Raw genomic sequence first — 22,928 nt, forward strand, 5'->3', positions numbered from 1 at the left:
TGCTTCTTTTTTCTAAACCAGCAAAAGCGAAGGATGCTTTTGCGGCACCCAAGGTGCTGAAAAGTAGCTCGCAGTGCCAGAAAGCAGGATTCAGCTCGAGAAATCGCCTAGCCGTTTTCGCGCGGGGCGTCCATTACGGGTTGACAGTTTTCGGCAATCGGATAATTTAAAGGGCTTCCCATTGTCCGTGGGAAGCGACAGTAAGCAAACAGAAATTCGGTCGACTGGACAGCAACCAGTCGGCGTAGCTTAGAAGTAACGGCGACTCCATGCCCACCATCAATCAGCTCGTTCGCAAGCCACGAAAGAAAAAGCGTAAGTTCAGCAAGTCTCCAGTTTTGGAGAAGTGCCCGCAGAAGCGTGGTGTCTGTTTGCAGGTCCGCACGATGACCCCGAAGAAGCCGAACTCGGCTCTTCGTAAGATCGCTCGTGTGCGTCTGTCGAACCAGAAGGAAGTCACCGTGTACATCCCAGGCGAAGGTCACAGCCTGCAGGAACACTCGATCGTGCTGGTTCGCGGCGGTCGTGTTCGCGACCTTCCGGGTGTGCGTTACCAGGTGGTCCGTGGTGCTCTCGATGCTCTCGGCGTGAATGGCCGTAAGCAGTCGCGTAGCCGTTACGGTGCCAAGAAGAGCTAAGCTTGACGTCGCTTGGGCCGGTTCGCTGGTCGCCGCGTCTCGTCATTGAATACATTCCAATACTGAATCAATAGCGAATAGTTAGTTACCAACGATGGGTAAGATCACCGCCAGCCGCGAAACGTTGAAGCCAGATCCTCGCTACAAGTCGATCCTGGCCAGCAAGTTCATCAACTGTCTGATGCAGGATGGCAAGAAGACGACCGCTCAGGAAGTTTTCTACGGTGCCATGGACGAGCTGAAAAAGCGTCTGCCAGAAGAGCAGCCGATTGACGTCTTCACTCAGGCTGTCGAGAACGTGAAGCCGCACATCGAAGTTCGCTCGAAGCGCGTCGGTGGTGCTGCTTACCAGGTTCCTATGCAGGTCAATCGTACCCGTCAGCAGTCGCTCGCCATCCGTTGGTTGCTGGGCGCTGTTCGCGACAAGAAGGGTCGTCCGACCCACCTGAAGTTGGCTGACGAATTGTTTGCCGCTTACAACCGCGAAGGTACCGCCTACACCAAGCGTGAAAACGTTCACCGTATGGCGGACGCGAATAAGGCATTCGCTCACTTCGCCTGGTAAGACCGCTCAAAGAAAGCCGTGCTTCCCAAAAGTGCGGCTTTTTTTATGCGCCGACGGAAGCCTTGTGCCGCGTCGGGGTGTGTTGAGATCGCTCGAGACAAGGCTGTCGCGGGTGCAATTAATCAGTTGCCCGCCATAGTCTTACGGTGCAGAAGCCGCCAAAATATCAGTTCACGTTTGCCGTTCATTGAGAAGCAGGAAAGGTCCGGCCGCTGGAGGCTGGCAAGAGAGTCATGGCTCGTAAACTTGAAGACATCCGAAACATCGGGGTGATTGCCCATATCGACGCCGGGAAAACCACGGTGACCGAGCGTATGCTGTTCTACAGTGGTGCCTCGCACAAGGTGGGTGAGGTTGATAAAGGGACCACGACGACTGACTTCGATGAAGAAGAGGCGGAGCGTGGGATCACGATTTACTCGGCGTGTGTAACGTTCCCTTGGAAGGAATGCACGGTCAACTTGATCGACACCCCTGGCCACGTCGATTTCACGGCGGAGGTGGAACGATGCCTGCGTGTGCTCGACGGCGGTGTGGTCGTATTCAGTGCCCGCGAAGGTGTGGAAGCCCAGAGTGAAACGGTTTGGCGTCAGGCCGATCGATACAAGGTGCCGCGGATCGCGTTCATCAACAAGATGGACCGCGAAGGTGCCGACTTCTATCCGGTGCTGCAGGAAATCGAGCGTCGCTTGAAGGCGAATCCAGTTCCGATTCAGATTCCTGTTGGGGCTGGCCCGCCGCATCTGGCCGATGCGTTTCGAGGGGTGATCGATCTGATCGAGATGAAGATGCTGACCTTCGGCGAAGGGGATCAGGATCGCACGATTGACGTGCAGGAGATTCCAGAAGACTACGTCGAGAAGGCCCAGCAGTGGCGAACGAATCTGCTCGAGAAGCTGTACGACCACAGCGACGAGCTGATGGAGATGAGCCTCGGTGACGAGCCAATTCCAACGGCACTCATTCGCAAGGTTCTCCGCGGAGCAACTCTCGCTCGTGAGATCCAGCCGGTGCTCTGCGGCTCTGCTCTCGACGGCATTGGTGTGCAGCCGATTCTGGACGCGGTCACCTACTTCCTGCCGAGTCCCAAAGATGTTCCGCCCGTCGTGGGGACGAACCCTGCCAAGAAGAATCAAACGGAAACGCGGACGACCGATCCGGATGAACCTTTCTGTGGTTTGGTGTTCAAGGTGTTGCCTGCAAAGCATGGCGATATGACTTGGGTGCGGGTCTATTCCGGTGAGCTTAAGCCGAATAGTCGCTTGCTCAACCCAGGTCGTGATGTCAAAGAGAACTGTGCTCAGCTTTGGCACATTCAGGCTTCGCGAAAAGACCAGGTCGATCACGTCGGTACGGGCGACATCGTCGGCATCATCGGGCTGCGTCATTCGGTCACGGGAGACACGCTTTGTGATACGCGAAGCCCGATTTTGCTTGAGTCAATTAACTTCCCAGAGACGGTCATTGGGATGGCGATCGAACCGGAATCTTCGGCCGATCGCGACAAGCTTTCCGATACGCTGGCCATGATGCGTCGGCAAGACCCGACCTTCGCCGCGAACGAAAATAAAGACACCGGGCAGACAATTATCAGCGGGATGGGCGAGTTACATCTCGAGGTCATTCGTCACCGCTTGCTCCGGGATTTCAAGCTTAACGTCAAGGTGCATAAGCCGCGCGTGAGTTATCGCGAAACGGTCGGCAAGTCGGCGAAGGTGACCGGCGAATGCCATCGCGTGATTCAGGGGACGCAGTTGTTCGCGAAGCTCACGATCCAGGTCGAACATATCCCGAATCAAACGCCTTCGGTGCTGGTGATCTCGAAGTGCCCTCCAGATGACGTGCCGTTCGAGTTGATCGAAGCCGCTATGGAAGAGCTTCGTAGCCGCGCCGCGGGCGGCGGCATCATCGGTGGCTTCCCGTTGGCGGATTTGAAGATCACGATCCTGGGTGGCGAGATTGCCGAAGTCGGTTCGACAGATACCGCCTTCGCCATTGCCGCCGGTGATGCGTTTGAGAAGGGGCTTGAAGCCGCTGTTCCCACGTTGCTCGAGCCGATCATGAAGCTCACGATCACGACCCCAGATGATTACATGGGGGATTTCGTGGGCGACATCATGAAGCGTCGTGGCGAAATCGCAAAGACAGAGAATCGCTCAGGCGACGTCGTGATCGAGGCACATGCCCCGCTGGCCGAGCTGTTCGGGTACTCGAGCGCGATGCGAAGTCTCAGTCAGGGGCGGGCATCCAGCAGCATGGAGCCGCTGAAATATGCTCCGGCACCCGCAGAGATTGCCAAACAGTTTATGTAAATTGCGGAAAGTGGGGCCTCTGGCGACTTCCGGGCCTAGCGTTCGACGTGATTCTCTGGACAATGATGCCCTTCCGCTGATCGAGTTGATCGTCTTCTCCACCACGACCAGGCAAGAGTCAGGCCATGGAGGAGGTAGAAGCCCACGGTGATCAGCAAAACGAGCACTGCCAAGAAGTGCTCCAGATGAACGCCGACCAGGCGAGCTAGTCCGAGGCCAGTAGCAACAACGGTCATCAGGATGAAAAGCCCAGCCAATCCCAGTTGCCACTTCACGGCAGAAGGGCGGGTCGGCGTTTCCGAAATCGGGTAAATGATCGATTTCGACGTGGGTGCTGGCCTGGAATTGCTTTCCGGTTCGTTCCGGTAAGGTGATTCGGGCGAAGAATGCGACACGTTTTCCCCTTTTGCTGTCATCGCGGTGACCCGCGTGTGAGGCGATTTTACTCGGGAAAACACCAGTTTTCATCAGAACTGAGTCGCACCTTTGAAAAAGGTTCGAAATAAGAACCGGCGCCCATTGACGAAATCGGCCACGATTTTTAATATCATCTGTTTCCCGTCTAGCTCAAAGAGCCAGTAGGGAGCGAAAAGAAATTTACCAGCCCGGTACGCCGGGAAGCAGTTAATAGGGATCAGAAGCGTGGCGAAAGAAATTATTCGCATTCGGATGGAAGCTTACGATCACTCGATCTTGGATCAGAGTGCTCTCGATATCGTCGATACGGCGAAGCGTACCCATTCGGAAGTTCATGGTCCCATTCCGTTGCCGACTCGTATTGAACGTTACACCGTTCTGTCGGGTCCGCATATCGACAAGAAGGCTCGTCAGCAGTTTGAAGTGCGGACGCACAAGCGTCTGATCGACATCGTTCAGGCTACCGCCAAGACGATCGAATCGCTCAACAAGCTGAATCTGCCAGCTGGTGTCGATATCAAGATCAAGGCAACGACTCGATAGTTTTATTTCACAGCTCGTTTTAAAGAGTCTTTGGATGGCTGGAAGCTTCGGGTGGTAATTGGCCGACTTGGCTAATCCATCGAAGCGAGCAACGGACTACAAGGCGACGAATCATGGCAAAAGGCATACTCGGCCGTAAGGTTGGGATGACCCAGATCTATACTGAGTCTGGCGAAGTTATCCCGGTTACGGTTGTACAAGCAGGTCCCTGTCACGTGCTTCAGGTGCGAACCCTGGAGCGTGATGGCTACGAGGCAGTTCAGCTCGGATACGACGACAAGCCTCGCCGATTGGCGATTCGTAGCGAACGTGGTCACGTTGCTCCTCTCTCGAGCAAGCGAGCCAAGAAGCTGGCCGCCGCTGGTGCAGAAGCTGCACCCAAGGCTGGCTGCGAACCAAAGAAGTTCGTTCGTGAACTTCGTGGTTCGGTCGAAGGTGCTGAAGTCGGTCAAGAGATCGGCATTGGCGTTCTGGCAGAAACGGCCCGTGTCGACGTCATCGGTACTAGCCGCGGTCGCGGTTACGCTGGTGTGATGAAGCGACACAACTTCGCCGGTCAGCGAGCCACTCACGGTGTGAAGAAGGTTCACCGTCACACCGGTGGTACTGGCTGCAGTGCCTACCCAAGCCGCACCTTCAAAGGCCTTCGCATGAGCGGCCAATACGGTAACGCCAAGGTTACCAGTCGTAACCTGAAGGTTATCAAGGTTGACGAAGAAAACGGCGTGATTCTGCTCAACGGTGCCGTGCCTGGCCCGAACGGCGGTTACGTGATCGTTCGTGAAACCAACATGGTCCGCTAACGGATTTCCTCTGGAAACAAATCGCGCCTCGCGTGAAAGAATTATCCCATGGTGAGTTTGCCCATTTTTGACAAGAGCGGAAAGGAAGTCGGCAAGTACGAACTTGACCCGGCTGAAATCGCTCCGTCGATCAACAAGCAATTGCTTCACGATGCCGTCGTGATGTACCAAGCCAACCTTCGTCAGGGTACGCACCGTACCAAGACCCGTGCTGAAGTTGCCGGTTCGACGAAGAAGATGTATCGCCAGAAGGGCACCGGTAACGCACGTGCTGGTTCCAAGCGTAGTGGCGTTCGTCGTGGTGGTGGTCACATTTTTGCGATCCGCCCTCGTGACTACTCGTACCGCCTGAACAAGAAGGCCCTGAAGATCGCGACTCGCATGGCGATCGCCAGCAAGATCCAGGGCGAGCAGGTTGTTGTTGTCGACGACTTCGCTCAAGACGAAATCAAGACCAAGAATGTCGCTGGTGCTCTGAAGGCACTCGGTATTTACGGTCAAAAGGTTGCGATCGCCTTGGAAAAGTACGATCCGATCTTCTACCGCAGTGCACGGAACATCGAAGGTGTTTCGGTCAGCCCAGTCGCTGAACTGAATGCCTACTCGGTTCTGCGTCCGCGGAAGTTGGTGATCACCAAGGCTGCCCTCGATTCCTTGCGGAAAGAAGGCAAGAGCGAGTAATCGCTTTTGGTCGATTGGCTTGGCAGTAAATCAATTCAACCTGACTTAGCGACAGAGGTGCCAAAATGGCACGGCCCTATTATAAACCGAGTGAAGACACCCCGACCCGTACGCTGGAATCGCACCAGGTGATTCTGCGTCCTCTGGTCACCGAAAAGGGTGTTCAGGTCTCGGAAGAACTGAATCAATACACGTTCGAGATCGCTCCGGTAGCCACCAAGTTGGATGTCCGCCGGGCGATTGAAGAGTTGTTCGACGTCAAAGTCGCCAGCGTGAAAACGCAGACTCGGAAGGGTAAGGCCCGCCGATATCGTTTCCGCAACGGCAAGACCCGTAACTGGAAGAAGGCCATCGTCACGTTGGCCGACGATCAAAAGATCGACTTCTATTAATAGACGCTGGTCCCACCGAAAACCGCAGCGACACGAAATAGACTACGAGACGAACCATGGGTATCCGAAAATACAAGCCGACTTCCGCTGGGCGTCGTAACGCCTCGGTCAGCGACTTCAAGGAGTTGACCAAGGGTGCATCGCCGGAAAAGGCCCTGCTTCGCAAGATCACCAAGACCGGTGGTCGTAACAATCAAGGTAAGATCACTGCCCGTCACCGTGGTGGCGGTCACAAGCGTCGTTACCGCGTGATTGACTTCCGTCGTGCCAAAGACGGTGTGCCAGCAGTGGTCGATTCGATCCAGTACGATCCAAACCGCAGTGCTCGTATTGCCTTGCTGAACTACGCCGACGGTGAAAAGCGATACATCCTCGCTCCCGATGGCTTGAAGGCTGGCGACAAGGTTCAAAGCGGTTCGGAAGCTTCGCCATCCGTTGGCAACTGCATGCCGTTGAAGAATATTCCGGCTGGTACCACGGTTCACAACATTGAAATGGTTCCAGGCCGCGGTGGTGCGATGTGTCGCAGTGCCGGCAGCTCGGCAACCTTGATGGCTTGCGAAGCTGACTGGGCTCAGTTGTCGCTGCCAAGTGGCGAAATTCGCCGTGTTTCGAGCCGTTGCCGTGCGACTATCGGTCGTGTCAGTAACCCGGATCACGAGAAGGTTCAGTTGGGTAAGGCGGGTCGTAGTCGTTGGCTCGGTCGCCGTCCTCACGTTCGTGGTACCGCGATGAACCCGATCGACCACCCGCACGGTGGTGGTGAAGGTCGTACCAAGGGTGGCCGTCACCCGGTTACGCCGCAAGGCAAGCCGACCAAGGGTGGTGCAACCCGTCACCGTAAGAAGGCCTCCAACCGCTCGATCGTTCGCCGTCGCCGTTCGCGTCGCTACGGTCTGCTGAAGGTGTTGAAGTAAGAGCCCACTTAGATAGGCAAGCCCAGCCACCTGGCTGCGATCCTAAAGGTTATCGAGAATGAGCCGATCCCTGAAAAAAGGGCCGTACGTCGACCCGAACGTTTACAAGAAGGTTGCCCTGCAAGAAGAAGCGGGCACCAAGGACCCGATCAAGACCTGGGCGCGTGCTTGCACGATCATCCCGGAATTTGTCGGTCACACCTTCATGGTCCACAACGGCAAGGCCCACTTGAAGGTTTATGTCACTGAAGACATGGTCGGGCACAAGCTCGGCGAATTCTCACCGACGCGAACCTTCCGTGGTCACGGTGCGGACAAGAAAAAGAAGTAACCCAGCGAAATAACGCATACCGATTGGCAAATGCAGCTTGGCTGCCCACAGCCCCGAAGGGAAGTTTCCCTGGCTTGTGGTTCGAGGAGTTGATCAACCATGTTCAAAGCGACCCACCGACTGGCACGCATCAGCCCGCGAAAGGTGCGCCCGCTGGCCGATTTGGTGCGTGGCAAGCTGGCCGACGAAGCACTCGACATCCTGCGGTTCCAACCGCATCGTGGTGCCCGCCTGCTGGAAGAAGTCATCAAGAGTGCCATCGGCAACTCGCAAGATTCCGAACAGAACCAAGGGCGTGCTGCCAACCAGCAAGCGTTGGTCGTCGCGGAAGCTCGCGTCGATGGCGGCCCGATCATTAAGCGATTCCGCCCACGAGCTCGTGGAAGCGCGTTCCCGATTTTGAAGCGGACCTGTCACATCCACGTCACCCTGGAGGAGCTCCAAGGCTAAGGTTTGCCGCCAGGCAGGCCCCCGTCTTCGAGTCGAGAGACAAGCATGGGACAAAAAGTTAATCCAATTGCGTTTCGTACCGGCGTCATGATCGGGTGGAAGAGCAAATGGTTTGCGTCGAAGCGTGATTTCCCAGCCCTATTGCTGGAAGATAAGAAGATCCGTGACTTCATCCTGAAGCACCCTGATCAACGCATTCGTCAGAAGTACCGTAATGCAGGTATCGACAAAGTTGAAATCGAACGGACCCGTGACGAAGTTCGCGTGACTCTGTTCGTTGCCCGACCAGGTCTGATCATTGGTCAGAAGGGTCAGGAAGTCGAGAAGCTGCAGGAAGAACTGCAAAACCTGGTTGGCCGTCGCATCAATCTGAAGGTTGAAGAAGTCGGTCGCCCAGAACTGCGAGCCCAGTTGGTCGCCGAGGATATCGCCGATCAGTTGGCCAAGCGTGCCAGCTTCCGCCGCACGATGAAACGTGCGATCGAAAGCACCATGGAGGCCGGTGCCCGTGGCATCAAAATCCAAATGGCCGGTCGTCTTGGTGGTGCGGAAATGGCTCGCCGCGAAAAGGCTATTGAAGGATCGATTCCGTTGAGCACCCTGCGGGCGAAGATCGATTACGGCTTCACTGAAGCTCGTACGCCTCAAGGTCACATCGGGGTCCAGGTCTGGATTAATAACGGTTTTTACGAAGGGGACGACTCCGATGGCTATGATGCCCAGACGAGTGAAGCACCGAAAAAGCCAAAGAAGACGTATAAAAGGTAACGCCACTCGTGGCAATACCGTCGTCCTCGGCGATTTTGGACTTCAATCCACACAGGCGGGTCACATTACCGCCCAAACGATCGAAGCGGGTCGTATCGCTGCACAGCAGTACGTCCGTGGTATCGGTAAGTTGTACATCCGGATCTTCCCCCACAAGTCGGTAACGGCACGCCCGTTGGAGACTCGTATGGGTAAAGGTAAGGGTGAACCTGATCGATGGGTCGCCACGGTTAAGCCTGGCACCGTCATGTACGAACTCAAGGGTGTCACCGAGCAACAGGCTAAAATCTGCTTTGCTCGTTTGGCCCACAAGATGCCGGTTCGATGCCGCTTCGTGCGTCGTCGCCCGGACCTGGAAACAACTGAAGCCTAGTTCTTTGGAACCAGGCTGAGATGGTCGGCGGCTAATCACCCGCGAATAGAACGTGGATAGGCGATAAAGCGATGAAAGCAAGCGAACTGCGAGAACTGAGCGACGAACAGCTCGAGGCGAACCTTACGAACGCCATGGAAACGCTGTTCCGTCTGCGAGTTCAATCCCAGACGGAACGTTTGGACGCCCCTAGCGAGTTGGCTAAGAACCGCAAGCTGGTGGCCCGTATCAAGACGATCCAAGGCGAGCGAGCAGCCGCCGCGGCCAGCACCTAATTCAAGCGAAGTATTTAGAGAGATTCGGCAATGCCTAAGAAAGTATTGGTCGGTCGCGTGACGGGCGACAAGCAAGAAAAGACGCGACGCGTCGAAATCGCCCGCCGAATTCGCCATCCGCTGTACGGCAAGTACTACTCTCGCCGCATGGTTTGCCACGTCCACGACGAAACCAACGAGTCGGGACTGGGTGACCTGGTCGAGATCATCGAAAGCCGTCCTCGCAGCAAGACCAAACGCTGGGAACTGGTGCGAGTTGTGGAGAAGAGCACGGAAGTCGACGTGGCCGCCCTGAAGGCTGCCCGCGAAGCCGCCGCTCATCTGCAAGAACAACAAGAAGGTTAGGCACCCCGTATTTAGCCCCTGTACACCGCCAAGGCCAACTGGCTGCGGCATAGGGTTGGATTTAAGAAGCGATGATTCAACAAGAAACAAGACTGGCCGTCGCCGACAACACCGGTGCGAAGGAAGTCATGTGCATCAAGGTTCTGGGTGGAACGCGTAAGCGTACCGCTGGCCTGGGTGACGTGATTATCTGCTCGGTGAAAGAAGTTGTGGCGGGTGCGGACGTGAAGAAGAAGGCAGTCGTTCGGGCTGTCATCGTTCGCTGCAAAAAGCCAACTCGTCGACCTGACGGGAGCTATATCCGCTTCGATCGCAACGCAGTGGTGCTGATCGACAAAGACAACAACCCGCGTGGCACGCGTATCTTCGGTGCAGTTGCACGAGAGCTGCGAGATCGCAAGTTCATGAAGATCGTCAGTTTGGCGAATGAGGTGGTCTAATGCATATCAAAGTTGACGACACCGTCGAAATCATCACTGGCGGCGACGCCGCTGGCAACCTCCGGGGCAAAGTCCTGAAGGTGTTCCCAGACAACGGCAAGATCCTCGTGGAAGGCGCCGCTAAGGTCTATAAGCACGTCAAGCCAAGCCAACGCAACCCCAAGGGTGGCAAGCTGTCGAAGGAAATGCCAATTGACATTTCCAACGTCATGCTGGTTTGCACCGAGTGCAAGCAACGCACCAAGACCGGTGCCAAGATCAAAGAGGACGGCAGCAAGGTTCGCTACTGCAAGTCGTGCGGTGCCGAAATCGGTTCGCTGAGTCCCGCCAAGTAATCACTGCTTGACGCAGTTTCCAAAACAAGGCGTGAGCCGGTAAATCGTTCGAGATAAGCCATGAGCAAACCACGACTCCAAGAACAATACGAAAAAGAAGTGCTTCCAGCACTGGCAGAAAAGCTGGGTCGTAAGAACCCAATGAACCTGCCACGTCTGCGTAAGATCGTCGTCAACATGGGCGTCGGTACCGCAGTCACGGAAAAGAAGCACGTCGATGAAGCTGCCGAAGCGATGAGCGAGTTCACCGGCCAACGCCCGATGATCTGCCGTGCTCGTAAGAGCGTCGCATCGTTTAAGCTGCGTGAAGGCATGCCGATCGGTGTGAAGGTCACCCTTCGCCGTCAACGGATGTACGAGTTCCTGGACCGATTGGTCAGCCTGGCACTGCCACAGGTACGCGACTTCCGCGGTGTGAACCCGAAGAGCTTTGATGGCAATGGCAATTACACGATGGGCCTTTCCGAGCAGATGGTGTTCCCGGAATTGAATCCGGACAAGTACACCCGTCAGCAAGGGATGGACATCACCTTCGTCACCACCGGTGCAACCGACGACGAAGCTCGCGAGCTGCTCGCCCTGTTGGGTATGCCGTTCCAGCGAGAAGAACCTAAGAAGCAGAAAACCGCCTAAGCCTTTGTGCTTGAGCGGACCCGTATATAACGTTTGTTACCCAGTCGATTCGTTTTCCAGGTAGGAAATCCTCGTGGCAAGCAAGTCAAAAATCGCCAAGGCCAATCGCGAGCCGAAGTTTTCGTCTCGGCGTGAGCGCCGCTGCACTATGTGTGGCCGTCCGCGTGCCGTGTATCGGAAGTTTGGTGTCTGCCGTATTTGCATTCGCAACTTGGCGGATCGAGGGCTAGTTCCAGGTTTACGCAAGGCGAGTTGGTAAGGGGACCCGAAGTATTATGATGACCGACCCTATCGCCGACATGTTGACCCGCATTCGCAATGCGGTTCGCGTCGAGCACCCACACGTTGAGATGCCTTCGTCCAAGGTCAAACGCGGTTTGGCCGATGTGCTGAAGCGTGAAGGCTATATCTGGGACTGGGCAGAAATCGAAGCCGAGCCTGTGAAGCAGATTCGCTTGGAACTGAAGTACGGTCCCAGTGGGGAACGTGTGATTCAGCACATCAAGCGTGTCAGTAAGCCTGGCCGTCGAATTTACTCGAAGTCGAACGAGCTGCGTCCAATCCTGAACGGAATGGGCATCTCGGTGATCAGTACCTCCAGTGGTGTGATCAGCGACCGCGAAGCCCGCCAGAAGAAAATCGGCGGCGAAATTCTGTGCGAAGTTTGGTAACGCACTTAGCTCGTCATGCGACGAGCCTGACGATTACCTTCAAGCATTTCCATCACATCACCAGGACAGTCTCCCTCGTAGAGACCCATTGCCTACAGCTAGGTTAAGAAAATGTCCCGACTAGGTCGAAAACCAGTTGCGATTCCCGAGAAGGTAAAAGCCTCGGTTGATGGTCAGACCATCAATGTCGAAGGCCCTTTGGGGAAGCTTTCGTACACCGCCGACAGCGACATCACGATTGAGGTCGCCGGCGACACCAACGAAGTCGTGGTTACGCGTAAAAATGATTCGCGTAACGCCAAGGCAATGCACGGCCTGACTCGCGCTCTTGTCGCGAACATGGTTGTTGGTGTTGACCAGGGTTACGAGAAACGTCTGGAAGTCGTGGGCGTGGGTTACCTGGCCGCGATCGCTGGCGACGTCCTGCAATTGCGTGTTGGCTTCGCGAACGAAGTACACAAGAAGATCCCAACGGATCTGGACGTGAAGTGCCCTGACCAGACGCACATCGTCGTCAAGGGTATCGACAAGCAACGCGTCGGACAGTTCGCCGCCGAAGTGCGTGCGGTCCGCAAGCCTGAACCTTACAAGGGTAAGGGCGTTCGTTACCAAGGTGAACGCGTCAAGCTGAAGCCTGGTAAGGCCGCAGGTAAGTAATCGGTAACAATACACGTAAGTAGAAGTCATCGTGCCGCGGCCTGAAAGTCGTAGCACCCACGAGGCTAGTTGAGTCGTGAACAAGCAGAAATTTATTTCCAAGCAGCGAAAACGTCGGAGCAACCATGTCCGTCGTAAGGCTCGCGGCAACGCCGAACGTCCCCGTCTGTCGATCTTCCGTAGCAATAACAACATCTACTGTCAGATCATCGACGACGAATCGGGCCGCACCCTGGTGTCGGCTTCGTCGCGTGACAAAGATCTGCGTGGTGACGCGGGTGCAGGCAACTGCGATGCCGCCGCGAAGATTGGCAAGGCCATCGCTGAGAAGGCCCTGGCCGCCGGCCTGAAGCAGGTTTGCTTCGATCGTGGTCATTTTCGCTATAACGGCCGAGTCGCTGCTTTGGCGACCGCCGCTCGCGAAGGTGGTTTGGACTTCTAAAACGAACACAATCATTTAGAACGCTTTGGAATCGCTGGTCACCAACGACTGGCATCATCCAAACGGGAGAGCCAATACCGTGGCTAAAGATTCTGGCAAAGGCGGATTCGTCGAAAAGGTCGTAAAGATCAAGCGTTGTGCCGCCGTGGTTAAGGGTGGTCGTCGTTTTAGCTTTGCGGCAATGGTTGTCATTGGCGATAGCAAGGGCCGTGTCGGCTGGGGCTATGGCAAAGCCAACGAAGTTCCACCAAGCGTCCAAAAGGCTGTCAAGCAAGCCGAACGCAAGATGCTTGAAGTGCCCATCGTCGATGGCACGATTCCTCACCAGGTGATTGGTCGCTTCGGTGCTGGTCAAGTGATCTTGGTTCCGGCTCACCCGGGTACTGGGGTCATCGCTGGTGCTTCGGTCCGTGCTGTCTGTGAAGCGGTCGGTTTGCACGACGTTCTTACCAAGAGCTTCGGTTCGACCAATCCAGTCGTTCTGGTCAAAGCAACCATGAACGCTCTGGAACAACTGCGAACCAAAGATGAAATTCAACGCCTGCGAGGAGTTGCCGTCTAATGAGTTTGCACGAAATCAATCAAGGCGTTCAAAAGAACAAGCGTCGTCAACGCATCGGTCGTGGTACCGGTAGCGGTTGGGGCAAGACCTCGACCCGTGGTCACAAGGGTGCTCGCAGCCGTGCAGGTTGGTCGAATCGCGCTACCTTCCAAGGTGGTCAGACCCCAATCGTTCGTCACGTCCCAAAGCGTGGTTTCAATAATAAGTGGGCTCTGACTGTTGCTGCTGTCAACATCAAGGACCTGAACGAACTGTTCAACGATGGCGACACCGTGAACATCGAAACTATGCAGGCCAAGGGGCTGTGCAAGCGTCGCTTTGACGAAGTCAAGATCCTCGGCGACGGTGAAATCACCAAAAAGCTGACGGTGGAAGCGCATCGCTTCAGTGCTTCGGCTAAAGAAAAGATCGAACAGGCCGGCGGTGCATGCAACGTAGTCGTTCGCATCAAGACCGTGGCTGAAAAGAAGGATGAAGCCAAAGCGGCTAAATCCTAATCGCCAGATAAAAATCAACATGCCTACGCTTTGCGTGGGCATGTTTTTTGCGCGGACCCATACGCGATGGATTGCAAGATTGCGTAAAGTCGCTCGAAATAAAGAGTAGGACACGTTTGGGTGGTCTAGTCCGAGACAGGCGGTTTGGTGTACATTCACCTATCCGCGCATCCTGCGTTTCGTCATTTATGCCAGGTCTTTCGGGGCCTCAATCGGAACTAGCCAAACCGGGTTAGATTGCCATGTTGGAAAAAGTACGCGTCCTCTTCACCATTCCCGAACTGCGGACGAAGATTCTTCTGACGATCGGCTTGCTTGCCGTCTTCCGTGTCGGCTCACAGATTCCGCTACCGATGATCGATCAGGTCAAGGTCCAGGAATTCTTTGCATCGCAAGGTAACGAAGGCGTTGCCGGTCTGTTGCAGCAAGTTTCGGTCTTCAGTGCCAGTACGCTGAGCCAGATCACCATCTTCGGTCTGGGGATCATGCCGTACATTTCGGCGTCGATTATCTTCCAGTTGCTCGGTACCGTCTGGAAGCCGCTCGAAGAGCTGCAGAAGGAAGGGGAGGCAGGCCGTAAGAAGATTAACGAATACACCCGTTACGCGACGGTCGCGTTGTGTATCGTCCAGAGCTATTTCTACCTGGCGACCATGACAGGCGTGGGCGAGAACGGAGATAGCTTTGTGAACCAGGCATTCTGGACATCTGCGGAGCCCGGCAATATCGACAAAAGTCTGTACTGGGGCTGGGCGGTGGTTGCCGTGGCGATCATGACCTGCGGTACGGTCTTCCTGATGTGGCTCGGCGAGCAGATCGACGAGTTCGGTATCGGCAACGGTATCAGCCTCTTGATCATGGCCGGTATTCTCGCAGCAATGCCATCGGCACTGCTCGAACTCCTTCAGAACACTAAGCCAGAGCTTCGTAACTTCACCCGCGGTGAGTTCGGTATCGAAACGATCGTGGTGTTAGCCATCTTGTTTGTCGCGGTGATAACCGGGGTGGTGTTCATCATGCAGGGGCAACGCAAGATCCCAATGCAAAGTGCCAAGCACGTCCGTGGTCGTCGCGTCTACGGTGGAACTCGTCAGTTCCTGCCGCTGCGTATCAACCAGGCCGGTGTGATGCCAATCATTTTCGCGAGCAGCTTGCTGTTGTTCCCTCAGTTCGTCTTCCAGGCTTTGGCCGGTTGGACGAAGTCGGAAACGATGAATAGCCTGGCGGACGTGTTTGCTCGTGGTCAAAGCTTCCTGTACATCGCTTGCTACATCGCCTTGATTTACTTCTTCTGTTACTTCTGGACCGCCATCACCTTCAACCCGAAGGATGTGTCGGAGAACCTGAAGAACTTTGGTTCGTTCATCCCTGGCTACCGTCCAGGTCGCCGAACGGAAGAGTACTTGGAAAAGGTCATGGTTCGCATCACCTATGTCGGTGCGGGCTTCCTCGCCTTGGTCGCAGTCATTCCGACCTTGGTTTCGACCGAGCTGGGCGTTTCGCCTCAGGTCGCGAGCTTCTACGGTGGAACAGGTTTGCTCATCGCTGTGAGCGTGGCGTTCGATCTTGTTCAGAAGATCGACAGTCACCTGGTGATGCGTAACTATAAGGGTCTCATTGAAGGCTAAACCCAACGCCAGGATGGCGCGTCCCGCTTTCACGTAACTTACGCGAGAGTGGCTTCGAATTTGTGACTTCGGCATGGTCGAGCGATTTCGTCCATGCCCAAGCTAGGCTGCGGTTGGGTCATGCGGATTATCTTTCTAGGACCTCCTGGTGTCGGCAAAGGGACGCAGTCCCAGAAGCTGGTGGACTACTGGAGTATCCCGCACATCTCGACAGGGGAAATGTTGCGAGAAGCAACTCGCAACAAGACCGAACTCGGGTTGAAGGCGGCCGCTCAGATGGAAGGTGGTCGTCTTGCTTCGGACGAGATCGTCGTGCAGATGGTGCGACAGCGTCTTGCCCAAAGCGACTGTCGAAATGGCTATTTGCTCGACGGCTTCCCACGCACGCTTCCTCAAGCGGCTTCGCTTGATTTAGGGCTGGCGGTGGATGACGAAGCAGTCGATGCCGTGCTGAACCTGGAAGTCGATCAGGAAGAGCTCTTCCGGCGGCTGATGGCTCGTGCATTGAAAGAAGATCGCGGCGACGACAACGAAGATACGATCCGCAATCGAATGAAGGTCTACAACGACATGACCTTCCCACTGATTCAATATTACGAAGAGCAAAAGGTCCTCTTCCGCATCGACGGGATTGGCACCATCGAAGAAGTCTTCGACCGCATTCAAGCGGTGCTCACAGAAGTCGCCGAGAAACGAGCATGATAACGCTCCGATCGAAGCGAGAAATCGACAAGATGCAGGTCGCCGGGCAATTGGTCCGCGAAGCGCATCGCAGAGTCGCCGCGTTGGTGAAGCCAGGGGTAACCACGGCCGAGCTCGACAAGGCGGTAGATGATCTCTTTGTCGAGAACGACGCCATCGCGTTGTTCAAAGGCGTTCCTGGCAAAGTCCCCTTCCCCGCCGCGACCTGCGTTTCGGTGAACGACGAAGTGGTTCACGGGATCCCTGGCAAGCGGATCTTGAAGGAAGGTGATATCGTCAGCGTCGACACTGGAGCCAAGATTGGCGGCTGGTGTGGCGACTCGGCTTGGACCTATGCCGTGGGTGAGATCAACGACGAAGCGAAGAAACTGCTCGAGGTCACCGAGCGAGCACTGCAAGTTGCCATCGAACTGCTGCCCGTCAAAAAGCGGTGGAGCCAGGTCGCCAAGGCGATGCAGCAAGAGGTGGAGTCGGCCGGGTTCTCTGTCATCACGACGTTAGTCGGACACGGGATCGGGACGACCATGCACGAGGAACCGCAGGTTCCCAATTACGACAGCCGCGAGTTTCGGGAGAAGGGAGACTTCGATCTCCGCCCAGGGCTCGTTCTGGCAGTCGAGCCGATGGTTGCCGTCGGTCGTGAGGATTTATACCTGCACAGCGATGGATGGACCCTATCGACCAAAGATAGAAGCCTGACGGCTCACTTCGAGCACACCCTGGCATTGACCAGCAGTGGCGTTCGAATTCTGACAGGCGACAACTAAGGCCAACTGGGTGATTTGAGTCGCGAACAGTCAGGCGAATAGCTCTTGCGGGGTCGGGGATTGGTTGGAAAACCGAACCAATGCCCTCCGGTCAAGAGGAATGGGCCGTTTTGCCCTTCGAAAACCGAAGTTTTTCATGTTCACGCCCTTGCCAGCGTAAAAGGAAGTCGGGTATACTGGCCCGCTTCCCTAACGCCCAAGGTTTGGAAGTAGAGAGTCATGAAGGTTAGAGCCAGCGTCAAGCGAATCTGCGACAAATGCAAAGTGGTCCGCCGTCGAGGCCGGATCTACGTCATTTGTGAGAACGCCCGTCACAAGCAACGCCAAGGTTAATTGGCTTCTGGACGGTGTTCGTTTCCCTCTTGCCCCGGCGTTTCCCCTCTCATCTGCGAGGGTAGCCTCGATCAGGCAGAAAGAAACGCCACTTCGCTTCGCAAATCCATAGCAAGATACATTTTCGGAATCATTTGCCCGGTTGGGGCAATCACAGGAGATCACCATGCCACGTTTGCTCGGTGTGGACATTCCCAACGACAAGAAGACTTGGATCAGCCTGACGTATTTGTACGGTGTCGGCCCAGCCGTCGCTCGTGAACTGTGCGTGAAGGTGGGCATCGATCAAGATCGCCCCGCATCTGAGATCCACGAAGACGAGCTGAGCCGTTTGGCTGGTCTGCTGGAAAGCGATTACACCGTCGAAGGTCCCCTTCGTCGTCAATTGTCGCAGAACATTCAGCGACTCAATCGCATCGCCTGCTATCGTGGTCTGCGTCATCGTCGCGGTTTGCCGGTTCGCGGTCAGCGTACCCGTACCAATGCTCGTACCCGTAAGGGGCCGAAGAAGACCGTCGCCGGTAAGAAGGGCGTGAAGGATCTTCGTTAATCCTAGGAAGCCATGGGCAGCGATGTTCTGCAGTTGGCTTCTTTTACTCGCACATCAATCATTCAGCTTTGAAGCTACGCCCGTTGTGGTGGGAGATAGTTAAGTGGCCAAGGTCGTAAAGCGAAAGACACGGCGTAACGTGCAGCAAGGGGTTGTCCATATCAAGGCAACCTTCAACAACACCCAGGTGACCATCACCGATTCCAAGGGTGACACGCTTTGCTGGGCGAGTGCCGGTACTTGCGGTTTCAAGGGAAGCCGTAAGAGCACCCCGTTCGCTGGGCAGTGTGCGGCTCAACAAGCTGCTGAAAAGGCCCTGAAGTTCGGTCTGCGTGAAGTGGACGTCAAGGTCAACGGTCCTGGAAGCGGTCGCGAAAGCGCGATCACCGCTCTGGCTGCCGCTGGTCTGACGGTCAAGTCGATCGAAGATTGCACTCCCATCCCGCACAATGGTTGCCGTCCTCCTAAGAAGCGTCGCGTCTAATTCGCGTCCTTCTCTGGCAGCGTTAACCAGGCGGACTCAAGACACTCATAGCAGCACGGAACATAACGGAGCGAACTATGCATATTCGATGGCGTGGGCTGGAATTGCCGAGTGTTGTCACTTGCGAAGCCGAGACCCTCACCTCCAAGTACGGCAAGTTCATCGCCGAACCGTTTGAACGCGGTTTTGGAGCGACGATCGGCAACAGCATGCGACGCATCCTGCTCTCGAGTCTCGAGGGTGCGGCCGTCACGCAAATCAAGGTCCGTGGCGCTCAGCACGAATTCACCAGCATTCCTGGCGTTGTCGAAGACATGACCGACATCGTCCTGAATGTGAAGTCGGTGGTCGTTAAGAAGCACAGCGAGATGACCAAGGTCATCACGATCGAAAAGCAGGGCCCTTGCGAAATCACCGGTGCCGACATCCAGTGCGATGCCGACGTCGAGATCATCAACAAGGATCTGCATCTCTGCACCGTGACCGGCGAGATTCCATTCATGATGGAAATGGTCGTCGAATCGGGTCGCAGCTACGTTCCTTCGACCGAACACAGCTCGGCCGAACACGAAATCGGAATCATTCCGGTTGACGCCGTGTTCAGCCCAGTGACTCGCGTTCGTTACACCGTCGAGGAAACTCGCGTCGGTCAGAAGACGAACTACGATCGCTTGATCCTGGAAATCTGGACCGATGGTTCTGCTCACCCAGAGATGGCTCTGGTCGAAGCGGCCAAGATCTTGCGAAAGCACCTCAATCCATTCGTGCAATACAACGAATTGGGTGCCACGATCAACATGCCAAGTCGTTCGACCCCGAGCGGATTGGATCCTGTCATGGAAGCCAAGCTGAATATGAGCCTGGCCGAAATGCACCTTTCGGTTCGTGCCTCGAATTGCCTCGAATCGGAAAACATCCACACGGTTCGCGATCTGGTTCGTCGTACCGAAGATCAACTGATGGAAGTCCGCAACTTCGGCGAAACTACGCTGACTGAAGTTCGCGAAAAGCTGAAGGAATACGGCCTGCACTTGGGCATGCGAGTTCCTGCAGCTGCGAGCCCGTTGCACTAGAACGGACGTTCCGTTAACGACATAATCCTTGCCCATCACGGCACTGTCAACATTCAAGAAGTACCATGCGACACCTACGAAAAGGTCGACGACTCGGACGCTCTTCGAGCCACCGCAAAGCTCTGTTCCGTAACATGGCCAGCAGCCTGCTGTTGACGGAACGTCCTGACGACGTCAACGAAAGCTACTACCTGTACAGTGATTTTCTGGCGGCCGATACGCCAGGAACTGGTCACAACACGCCCAAGATCAAGGGCCGTATCGTGACGACTGTGCAGAAGGCGAAGGAACTGCGTCCTTACGTCGAGAAGTGCATCACCGTCGCAAAGAAGGCTTTGCCCGCTTTGAAGGAAGCGGAACAGTTCGCAACCTCGGCGAAGCCAAACACCGATGAGTACAAGCAGTGGCGTCAAAGCGAAGAGTATCAAAAGTGGAATGCCGCCATGGCTCCAGCGCTTGCTGCTCGTCGCCGTGCGGTTGCCATGCTGGGTAACCAGCGTGCTGTCGAAATTTTGTTCGACGAGATCGCTCCACGTTTCGTTGATCGCGATGGCGGTTACACCCGCATTCTGAAGCTCGCCAAGCCACGTCTGGGCGACGCCGGTATGCAGGCCATTCTGGAATTCGTCGGCAACGAACGCGATCGCGTGAAGACGGAAGCCGAACGTCCAGCCTTCGACAACGACGAAGAATCGGCAGCAGCACCAGTTGCGGAAGCACCCGCAGAAGAAGCTCCAGCAACCGAAGAAGCCAGCGAAGAAAAGAGCGAAGGCTAAATAGCCTTTCGCGATTCGCATCGCTACGAAATACGAGAACCGCTATACTCGCCAGGGTATAGCGGTTTTTTCATGGACGGACACGGCGTGAAACGATCCACAGGTTCCCGGCGACGCAAGGCAAGCAGCGCCGGAAAAGCGACAACCAAACGGTCCAAGACAGTCCCAGCGAAGTCGATGGGTCGGATACAGCTCCATCGTTCGGTAGGCCGTCGCGGGTTCGATTTTACGTTTGCGATGCGACGCCTGGTGGTCGATATGACCAAGCGAATGCCAGAGCTGAAGCATATCGATATGTCGCGGGTCGCGGTCGCCATCGTTCAGGCTCGAATCGAATCGACACACGGTGTGTTCGCCACGCTAACACCGATGCGTTTCGAGAAAGGCGCCCGCTATACGACGCGTCGTGGACATAAGTACGCCTGCCAGATGCTTTTCGACGAGCATGGCCGTGAGATGCTCTACATCCTGAGCTTTTATCTGCCGCGGTTTCAGAACATGAGTTTCTCGGAGAAGATGATCACCATCTTCCACGAACTGTGGCATATCAGTCCTGATTTCGACGGAGACATCCGCCGGCACCCAGGTCGATGTTATGCCCACTCTTCGAGCCAGAAAGAGTATGACGAGCACATGGCGGTGCTTTCGAATCAGTACCTGATCAAGCAGCCACCGCCGGAACTGTACACGTTCCTCGAGCACGACTTCACCAAGCTTTATCAGAACAGCGGCGGCATCTACGGCGTGAAGATCCCACGCCCCAAGCTGATTCCAGTGGCCGCCTAATCTGTCGTGATTTCACGAGTGCATTTCGATTGGGAATGCGATAGGTTAGAAGGACTATTAGCCCGATTCTTGGTCCTCTTCGCTAGGCTTGTCTGGAATGTTCGGTCGTTTCTTTCTTCATAGTTGTGTTGCCTGCTCGCTGTTGGTCGTTGGTTTGGTGACGGCTTCACCAGCTGAAGAAGTTCAGGCTCCCGATCTGGAACAGTTGGCGGAGAGGGGACGGAAGTTCCTTGAGCAAGCCGAAACACGCTCGCTTCGTTGGACGTGCGAGTTTCCACTCAACGAGAAGGTGACCGTCGTCATGGACATCGTGCAGTTGCACGATCGTCGGCGGATCGAGCTCGCTTCGATCATGGACGGGAAGACGGTGAAAGAGGTCATTGTCATCGAGCGAGACGGCTATTGGTATGTGGAAGATGCCTTGGGCAATCGCAAGTGGGTAGCGTTCGAGGCGATCATGGCCGAGCCGTTGTTCTATCATTTTCTGGCCCGATCGGACCTGATGGCCTACATCGACAGTAGCTATCCCATCGGCGATTTCGAGCGGTACGAGGGGGACACGGCAATCTATCGAGCTCCATTGGCCCCAGAGATTCGTGACGAGTACGAACCGCTCTACGAGCAGATGCTTCAGTTGCTCGCGGTGGCGAACGAACCTAATCCAGCTTTGGAGAAAAAAGCCAACGACTTCGCCGATCTGCTGAACAATGGCTCGGAAGTTCGCATCAACACAAAGACCGGCGTCTTCGAGAAATCCGGGGCGATGCAGCAGGAAGTCTATACGAAGAATGTCCGGTGGCTGACTCGTGCCGTGCCGAATCTGACAGACGTGGATAAGGTTGGCTACGAGGACCATACCGCAAGCATCTGGGATGGTGCTGAGATGCTCGAGGATGTCATCATTGCGTCGAATGCACCGATGTGGCGACCTGGCGACAAGTCACGCGAGCGGCAGGAATGCATTGTGAACGTGCGGACCGGGGCGTTTTGTCGGGTCCCCTATTCCCTGGGACAGGTCGTCAGTGCCACCTTCTCGCCCGACCGTGACCACGTTTACCTCACCGGATCGATTCCAAGTTTGGGGACGATCGGCGTGTTCGAGATCGATCTGAACACGCACGAACATCGTCGCCTGGGAAGTCAAGAATTGTTGGAGGGGATCAGCTTGTTCCCGAAGGTGTCGCCGGACGGAAGCATGCTCTCCGTGCAGCGGCAGGATCTGACGGCTGGAATTCTTCAGTCGCGGATTCATCTGATCGATATCGATTCGGGGCTTTCGCGACCGGTGGGTGGAGCCCAGGACTGTTTAATTTCGCAGTGGATGCCGGACTCGAAGGGATGGCTCGGCGTGGTTCGGACCAACCAGGGCTGGAACAACACGCGACTTTCCGAGGTCGCTCTGTTCGACATGGAAGGGAACGTGAAGAAGGTCTGCGAAGGGGCTCAGCCGGTGCTATTGGCCGAGCAAGGCCGGATTCTTTTCGAGGCCCCAGACGACCTGTGGTATACGTGCGATCTGGAAGGCAAAGACCGAAAGAAGTTTCACGATGGGTTTCCCAGATTCGGATTCGCTGCGGCTTCGTCCGATGGGGCCCTGCTCATGATGATGAAGTTTCAAGATGGCGTGGCTCCGAAGCCTTGTATGATCGATGCCGAGTCAGGGAAGATCGCCGAACTCGATTTTGGTCCCGGGCTGTGGACCACTCCGCATTGGTAACGATCCATCGTCCGTTGTCACTGCTTTGCCGGAACGGTTATTACCAAGATGACCGAAACGCCAAG

33 protein-coding genes are annotated in these 22,928 nt (G+C 55.6%); all 33 read left to right on the forward strand.

The genetic code is table 11. The features are described 5' to 3' along the window. Positions 1–269 precede the first annotated feature (269 nt). On the forward strand, positions 270–638 hold the full coding sequence (rpsL, locus tag ABD890_RS14490; protein ID WP_105351948.1) for a 30S ribosomal protein S12: 369 nt from the start codon (positions 270–272) through the stop codon (positions 636–638). A gap of 94 nt (positions 639–732) precedes the next feature. After that, positions 733–1,203 carry a 30S ribosomal protein S7 gene (gene rpsG, locus ABD890_RS14495; protein WP_345090708.1) on the forward strand — a complete coding sequence of 157 codons (471 nt, stop codon included), beginning with the start codon at positions 733–735 and terminating at the stop codon, positions 1,201–1,203. 233 nt (positions 1,204–1,436) lie between these two features. Then, positions 1,437–3,515, forward strand: coding sequence for an elongation factor G (gene fusA / locus ABD890_RS14500; protein ID WP_345090711.1), 2,079 nt, complete (start codon positions 1,437–1,439; stop codon positions 3,513–3,515). Positions 3,516–4,157: 642 nt separating this feature from the next. Further along, positions 4,158–4,475, forward strand: coding sequence for a 30S ribosomal protein S10 (rpsJ, locus tag ABD890_RS14505; RefSeq protein ID WP_105351940.1), 318 nt, complete (start codon positions 4,158–4,160; stop codon positions 4,473–4,475). Positions 4,476–4,621: 146 nt separating this feature from the next. Then, positions 4,622–5,278 (forward strand): 50S ribosomal protein L3, encoded by a 657-nt coding sequence (gene rplC / locus ABD890_RS14510; RefSeq protein WP_425548480.1) that lies wholly within the window; start codon positions 4,622–4,624, stop codon positions 5,276–5,278. A 48-nt stretch (positions 5,279–5,326) separates the two neighbouring features. Further along, positions 5,327–5,959 (forward strand): 50S ribosomal protein L4, encoded by a 633-nt coding sequence (rplD, locus tag ABD890_RS14515; protein WP_345090722.1) that lies wholly within the window; start codon positions 5,327–5,329, stop codon positions 5,957–5,959. Positions 5,960–6,024: 65 nt separating this feature from the next. Beyond that, positions 6,025–6,351, forward strand: coding sequence for a 50S ribosomal protein L23 (gene rplW / locus ABD890_RS14520; protein WP_345090725.1), 327 nt, complete (start codon positions 6,025–6,027; stop codon positions 6,349–6,351). A 56-nt stretch (positions 6,352–6,407) separates the two neighbouring features. After that, the gene (rplB, locus tag ABD890_RS14525) at positions 6,408–7,268 is read left to right on the forward strand and encodes a 50S ribosomal protein L2 (RefSeq protein WP_345090728.1); all 861 of its coding nucleotides are present in this window, start codon (positions 6,408–6,410) and stop codon (positions 7,266–7,268) included. A gap of 58 nt (positions 7,269–7,326) precedes the next feature. Further along, positions 7,327–7,599 (forward strand): 30S ribosomal protein S19, encoded by a 273-nt coding sequence (rpsS, locus tag ABD890_RS14530; protein WP_345090731.1) that lies wholly within the window; start codon positions 7,327–7,329, stop codon positions 7,597–7,599. A 99-nt stretch (positions 7,600–7,698) separates the two neighbouring features. After that, complete coding sequence (gene rplV / locus ABD890_RS14535) at positions 7,699–8,049, forward strand: 50S ribosomal protein L22 (protein ID WP_345090734.1); 351 nt, start codon at positions 7,699–7,701, stop codon at positions 8,047–8,049. Positions 8,050–8,094: 45 nt separating this feature from the next. After that, complete coding sequence (rpsC, locus tag ABD890_RS14540) at positions 8,095–8,817, forward strand: 30S ribosomal protein S3 (protein ID WP_345090737.1); 723 nt, start codon at positions 8,095–8,097, stop codon at positions 8,815–8,817. After that, a complete protein-coding gene (gene rplP / locus ABD890_RS14545; protein ID WP_345090912.1) occupies positions 8,765–9,190 on the forward strand; it encodes a 50S ribosomal protein L16 in 426 nt (141 codons plus the stop codon). The genes rpsC and rplP overlap by 53 nt, the downstream gene beginning before the upstream one ends. Before the next feature lie 71 nt (positions 9,191–9,261). Continuing rightward, a complete protein-coding gene (rpmC, locus tag ABD890_RS14550) occupies positions 9,262–9,465 on the forward strand; it encodes a 50S ribosomal protein L29 (protein WP_345090740.1) in 204 nt (67 codons plus the stop codon). 30 nt (positions 9,466–9,495) lie between these two features. Beyond that, positions 9,496–9,810 carry a 30S ribosomal protein S17 gene (gene rpsQ / locus ABD890_RS14555; protein ID WP_345090743.1) on the forward strand — a complete coding sequence of 105 codons (315 nt, stop codon included), beginning with the start codon at positions 9,496–9,498 and terminating at the stop codon, positions 9,808–9,810. Between the two features lie 71 nt (positions 9,811–9,881). After that, complete coding sequence (gene rplN, locus ABD890_RS14560; protein WP_345090746.1) at positions 9,882–10,250, forward strand: 50S ribosomal protein L14; 369 nt, start codon at positions 9,882–9,884, stop codon at positions 10,248–10,250. Further along, positions 10,250–10,585, forward strand: coding sequence for a 50S ribosomal protein L24 (gene rplX / locus ABD890_RS14565; RefSeq protein ID WP_345090749.1), 336 nt, complete (start codon positions 10,250–10,252; stop codon positions 10,583–10,585). The genes rplN and rplX overlap by 1 nt, the downstream gene beginning before the upstream one ends. A gap of 60 nt (positions 10,586–10,645) precedes the next feature. After that, a complete protein-coding gene (rplE, locus tag ABD890_RS14570; protein WP_345090752.1) occupies positions 10,646–11,218 on the forward strand; it encodes a 50S ribosomal protein L5 in 573 nt (190 codons plus the stop codon). A gap of 73 nt (positions 11,219–11,291) precedes the next feature. Next, positions 11,292–11,477, forward strand: a complete 186-nt coding sequence (locus ABD890_RS14575; RefSeq protein ID WP_345090754.1) for a type Z 30S ribosomal protein S14 — start codon at positions 11,292–11,294, stop codon at positions 11,475–11,477. 16 nt (positions 11,478–11,493) lie between these two features. Beyond that, entirely contained in the window at positions 11,494–11,889 is a 396-nt protein-coding gene (rpsH, locus tag ABD890_RS14580) for a 30S ribosomal protein S8 (protein WP_425548476.1), read from the forward strand. A gap of 111 nt (positions 11,890–12,000) precedes the next feature. Beyond that, a complete protein-coding gene (gene rplF, locus ABD890_RS14585; protein ID WP_345090756.1) occupies positions 12,001–12,546 on the forward strand; it encodes a 50S ribosomal protein L6 in 546 nt (181 codons plus the stop codon). A 76-nt stretch (positions 12,547–12,622) separates the two neighbouring features. Further along, positions 12,623–12,988, forward strand: coding sequence for a 50S ribosomal protein L18 (gene rplR / locus ABD890_RS14590; RefSeq protein ID WP_345090758.1), 366 nt, complete (start codon positions 12,623–12,625; stop codon positions 12,986–12,988). A 34-nt stretch (positions 12,989–13,022) separates the two neighbouring features. Continuing rightward, a complete protein-coding gene (gene rpsE / locus ABD890_RS14595) occupies positions 13,023–13,550 on the forward strand; it encodes a 30S ribosomal protein S5 (protein WP_425548481.1) in 528 nt (175 codons plus the stop codon). After that, positions 13,550–14,047 (forward strand): 50S ribosomal protein L15, encoded by a 498-nt coding sequence (gene rplO, locus ABD890_RS14600; protein ID WP_345090763.1) that lies wholly within the window; start codon positions 13,550–13,552, stop codon positions 14,045–14,047. Before rpsE ends, rplO begins: the two co-directional genes overlap by 1 nt. A 242-nt stretch (positions 14,048–14,289) precedes the next feature. After that, on the forward strand, positions 14,290–15,675 hold the full coding sequence (gene secY, locus ABD890_RS14605) for a preprotein translocase subunit SecY (protein ID WP_345090766.1): 1,386 nt from the start codon (positions 14,290–14,292) through the stop codon (positions 15,673–15,675). Between the two features lie 93 nt (positions 15,676–15,768). Further along, positions 15,769–16,377, forward strand: coding sequence for an adenylate kinase (locus ABD890_RS14610; protein ID WP_345090769.1), 609 nt, complete (start codon positions 15,769–15,771; stop codon positions 16,375–16,377). Continuing rightward, positions 16,374–17,144, forward strand: a complete 771-nt coding sequence (gene map / locus ABD890_RS14615; RefSeq protein WP_345090772.1) for a type I methionyl aminopeptidase — start codon at positions 16,374–16,376, stop codon at positions 17,142–17,144. The genes ABD890_RS14610 and map overlap by 4 nt, the downstream gene beginning before the upstream one ends. Before the next feature lie 219 nt (positions 17,145–17,363). After that, entirely contained in the window at positions 17,364–17,477 is a 114-nt protein-coding gene (gene rpmJ / locus ABD890_RS14620; RefSeq protein WP_105356383.1) for a 50S ribosomal protein L36, read from the forward strand. Positions 17,478–17,643: 166 nt separating this feature from the next. Beyond that, on the forward strand, positions 17,644–18,027 hold the full coding sequence (rpsM, locus tag ABD890_RS14625; RefSeq protein WP_345090779.1) for a 30S ribosomal protein S13: 384 nt from the start codon (positions 17,644–17,646) through the stop codon (positions 18,025–18,027). A gap of 103 nt (positions 18,028–18,130) precedes the next feature. Further along, positions 18,131–18,511, forward strand: coding sequence for a 30S ribosomal protein S11 (gene rpsK / locus ABD890_RS14630; RefSeq protein WP_105356381.1), 381 nt, complete (start codon positions 18,131–18,133; stop codon positions 18,509–18,511). 77 nt (positions 18,512–18,588) lie between these two features. Next, positions 18,589–19,584, forward strand: a complete 996-nt coding sequence (locus ABD890_RS14635; protein WP_345090784.1) for a DNA-directed RNA polymerase subunit alpha — start codon at positions 18,589–18,591, stop codon at positions 19,582–19,584. A gap of 65 nt (positions 19,585–19,649) precedes the next feature. Then, the gene (locus tag ABD890_RS14640) at positions 19,650–20,360 is read left to right on the forward strand and encodes a bL17 family ribosomal protein (protein WP_345090787.1); all 711 of its coding nucleotides are present in this window, start codon (positions 19,650–19,652) and stop codon (positions 20,358–20,360) included. A gap of 177 nt (positions 20,361–20,537) precedes the next feature. Then, entirely contained in the window at positions 20,538–21,146 is a 609-nt protein-coding gene (locus tag ABD890_RS14645) for a putative metallopeptidase (RefSeq protein WP_345090790.1), read from the forward strand. Positions 21,147–21,243: 97 nt separating this feature from the next. Beyond that, a complete protein-coding gene (locus ABD890_RS14650) occupies positions 21,244–22,863 on the forward strand; it encodes a TolB family protein (protein ID WP_345090793.1) in 1,620 nt (539 codons plus the stop codon). Positions 22,864–22,928 lie beyond the last annotated feature (65 nt).

The sequence above is a fragment of the Bremerella cremea genome, assembly GCF_039541315.1.
In the GTDB taxonomy this organism is placed as follows: Bacteria; Planctomycetota; Planctomycetia; order Pirellulales; family Pirellulaceae; genus Bremerella; species Bremerella cremea.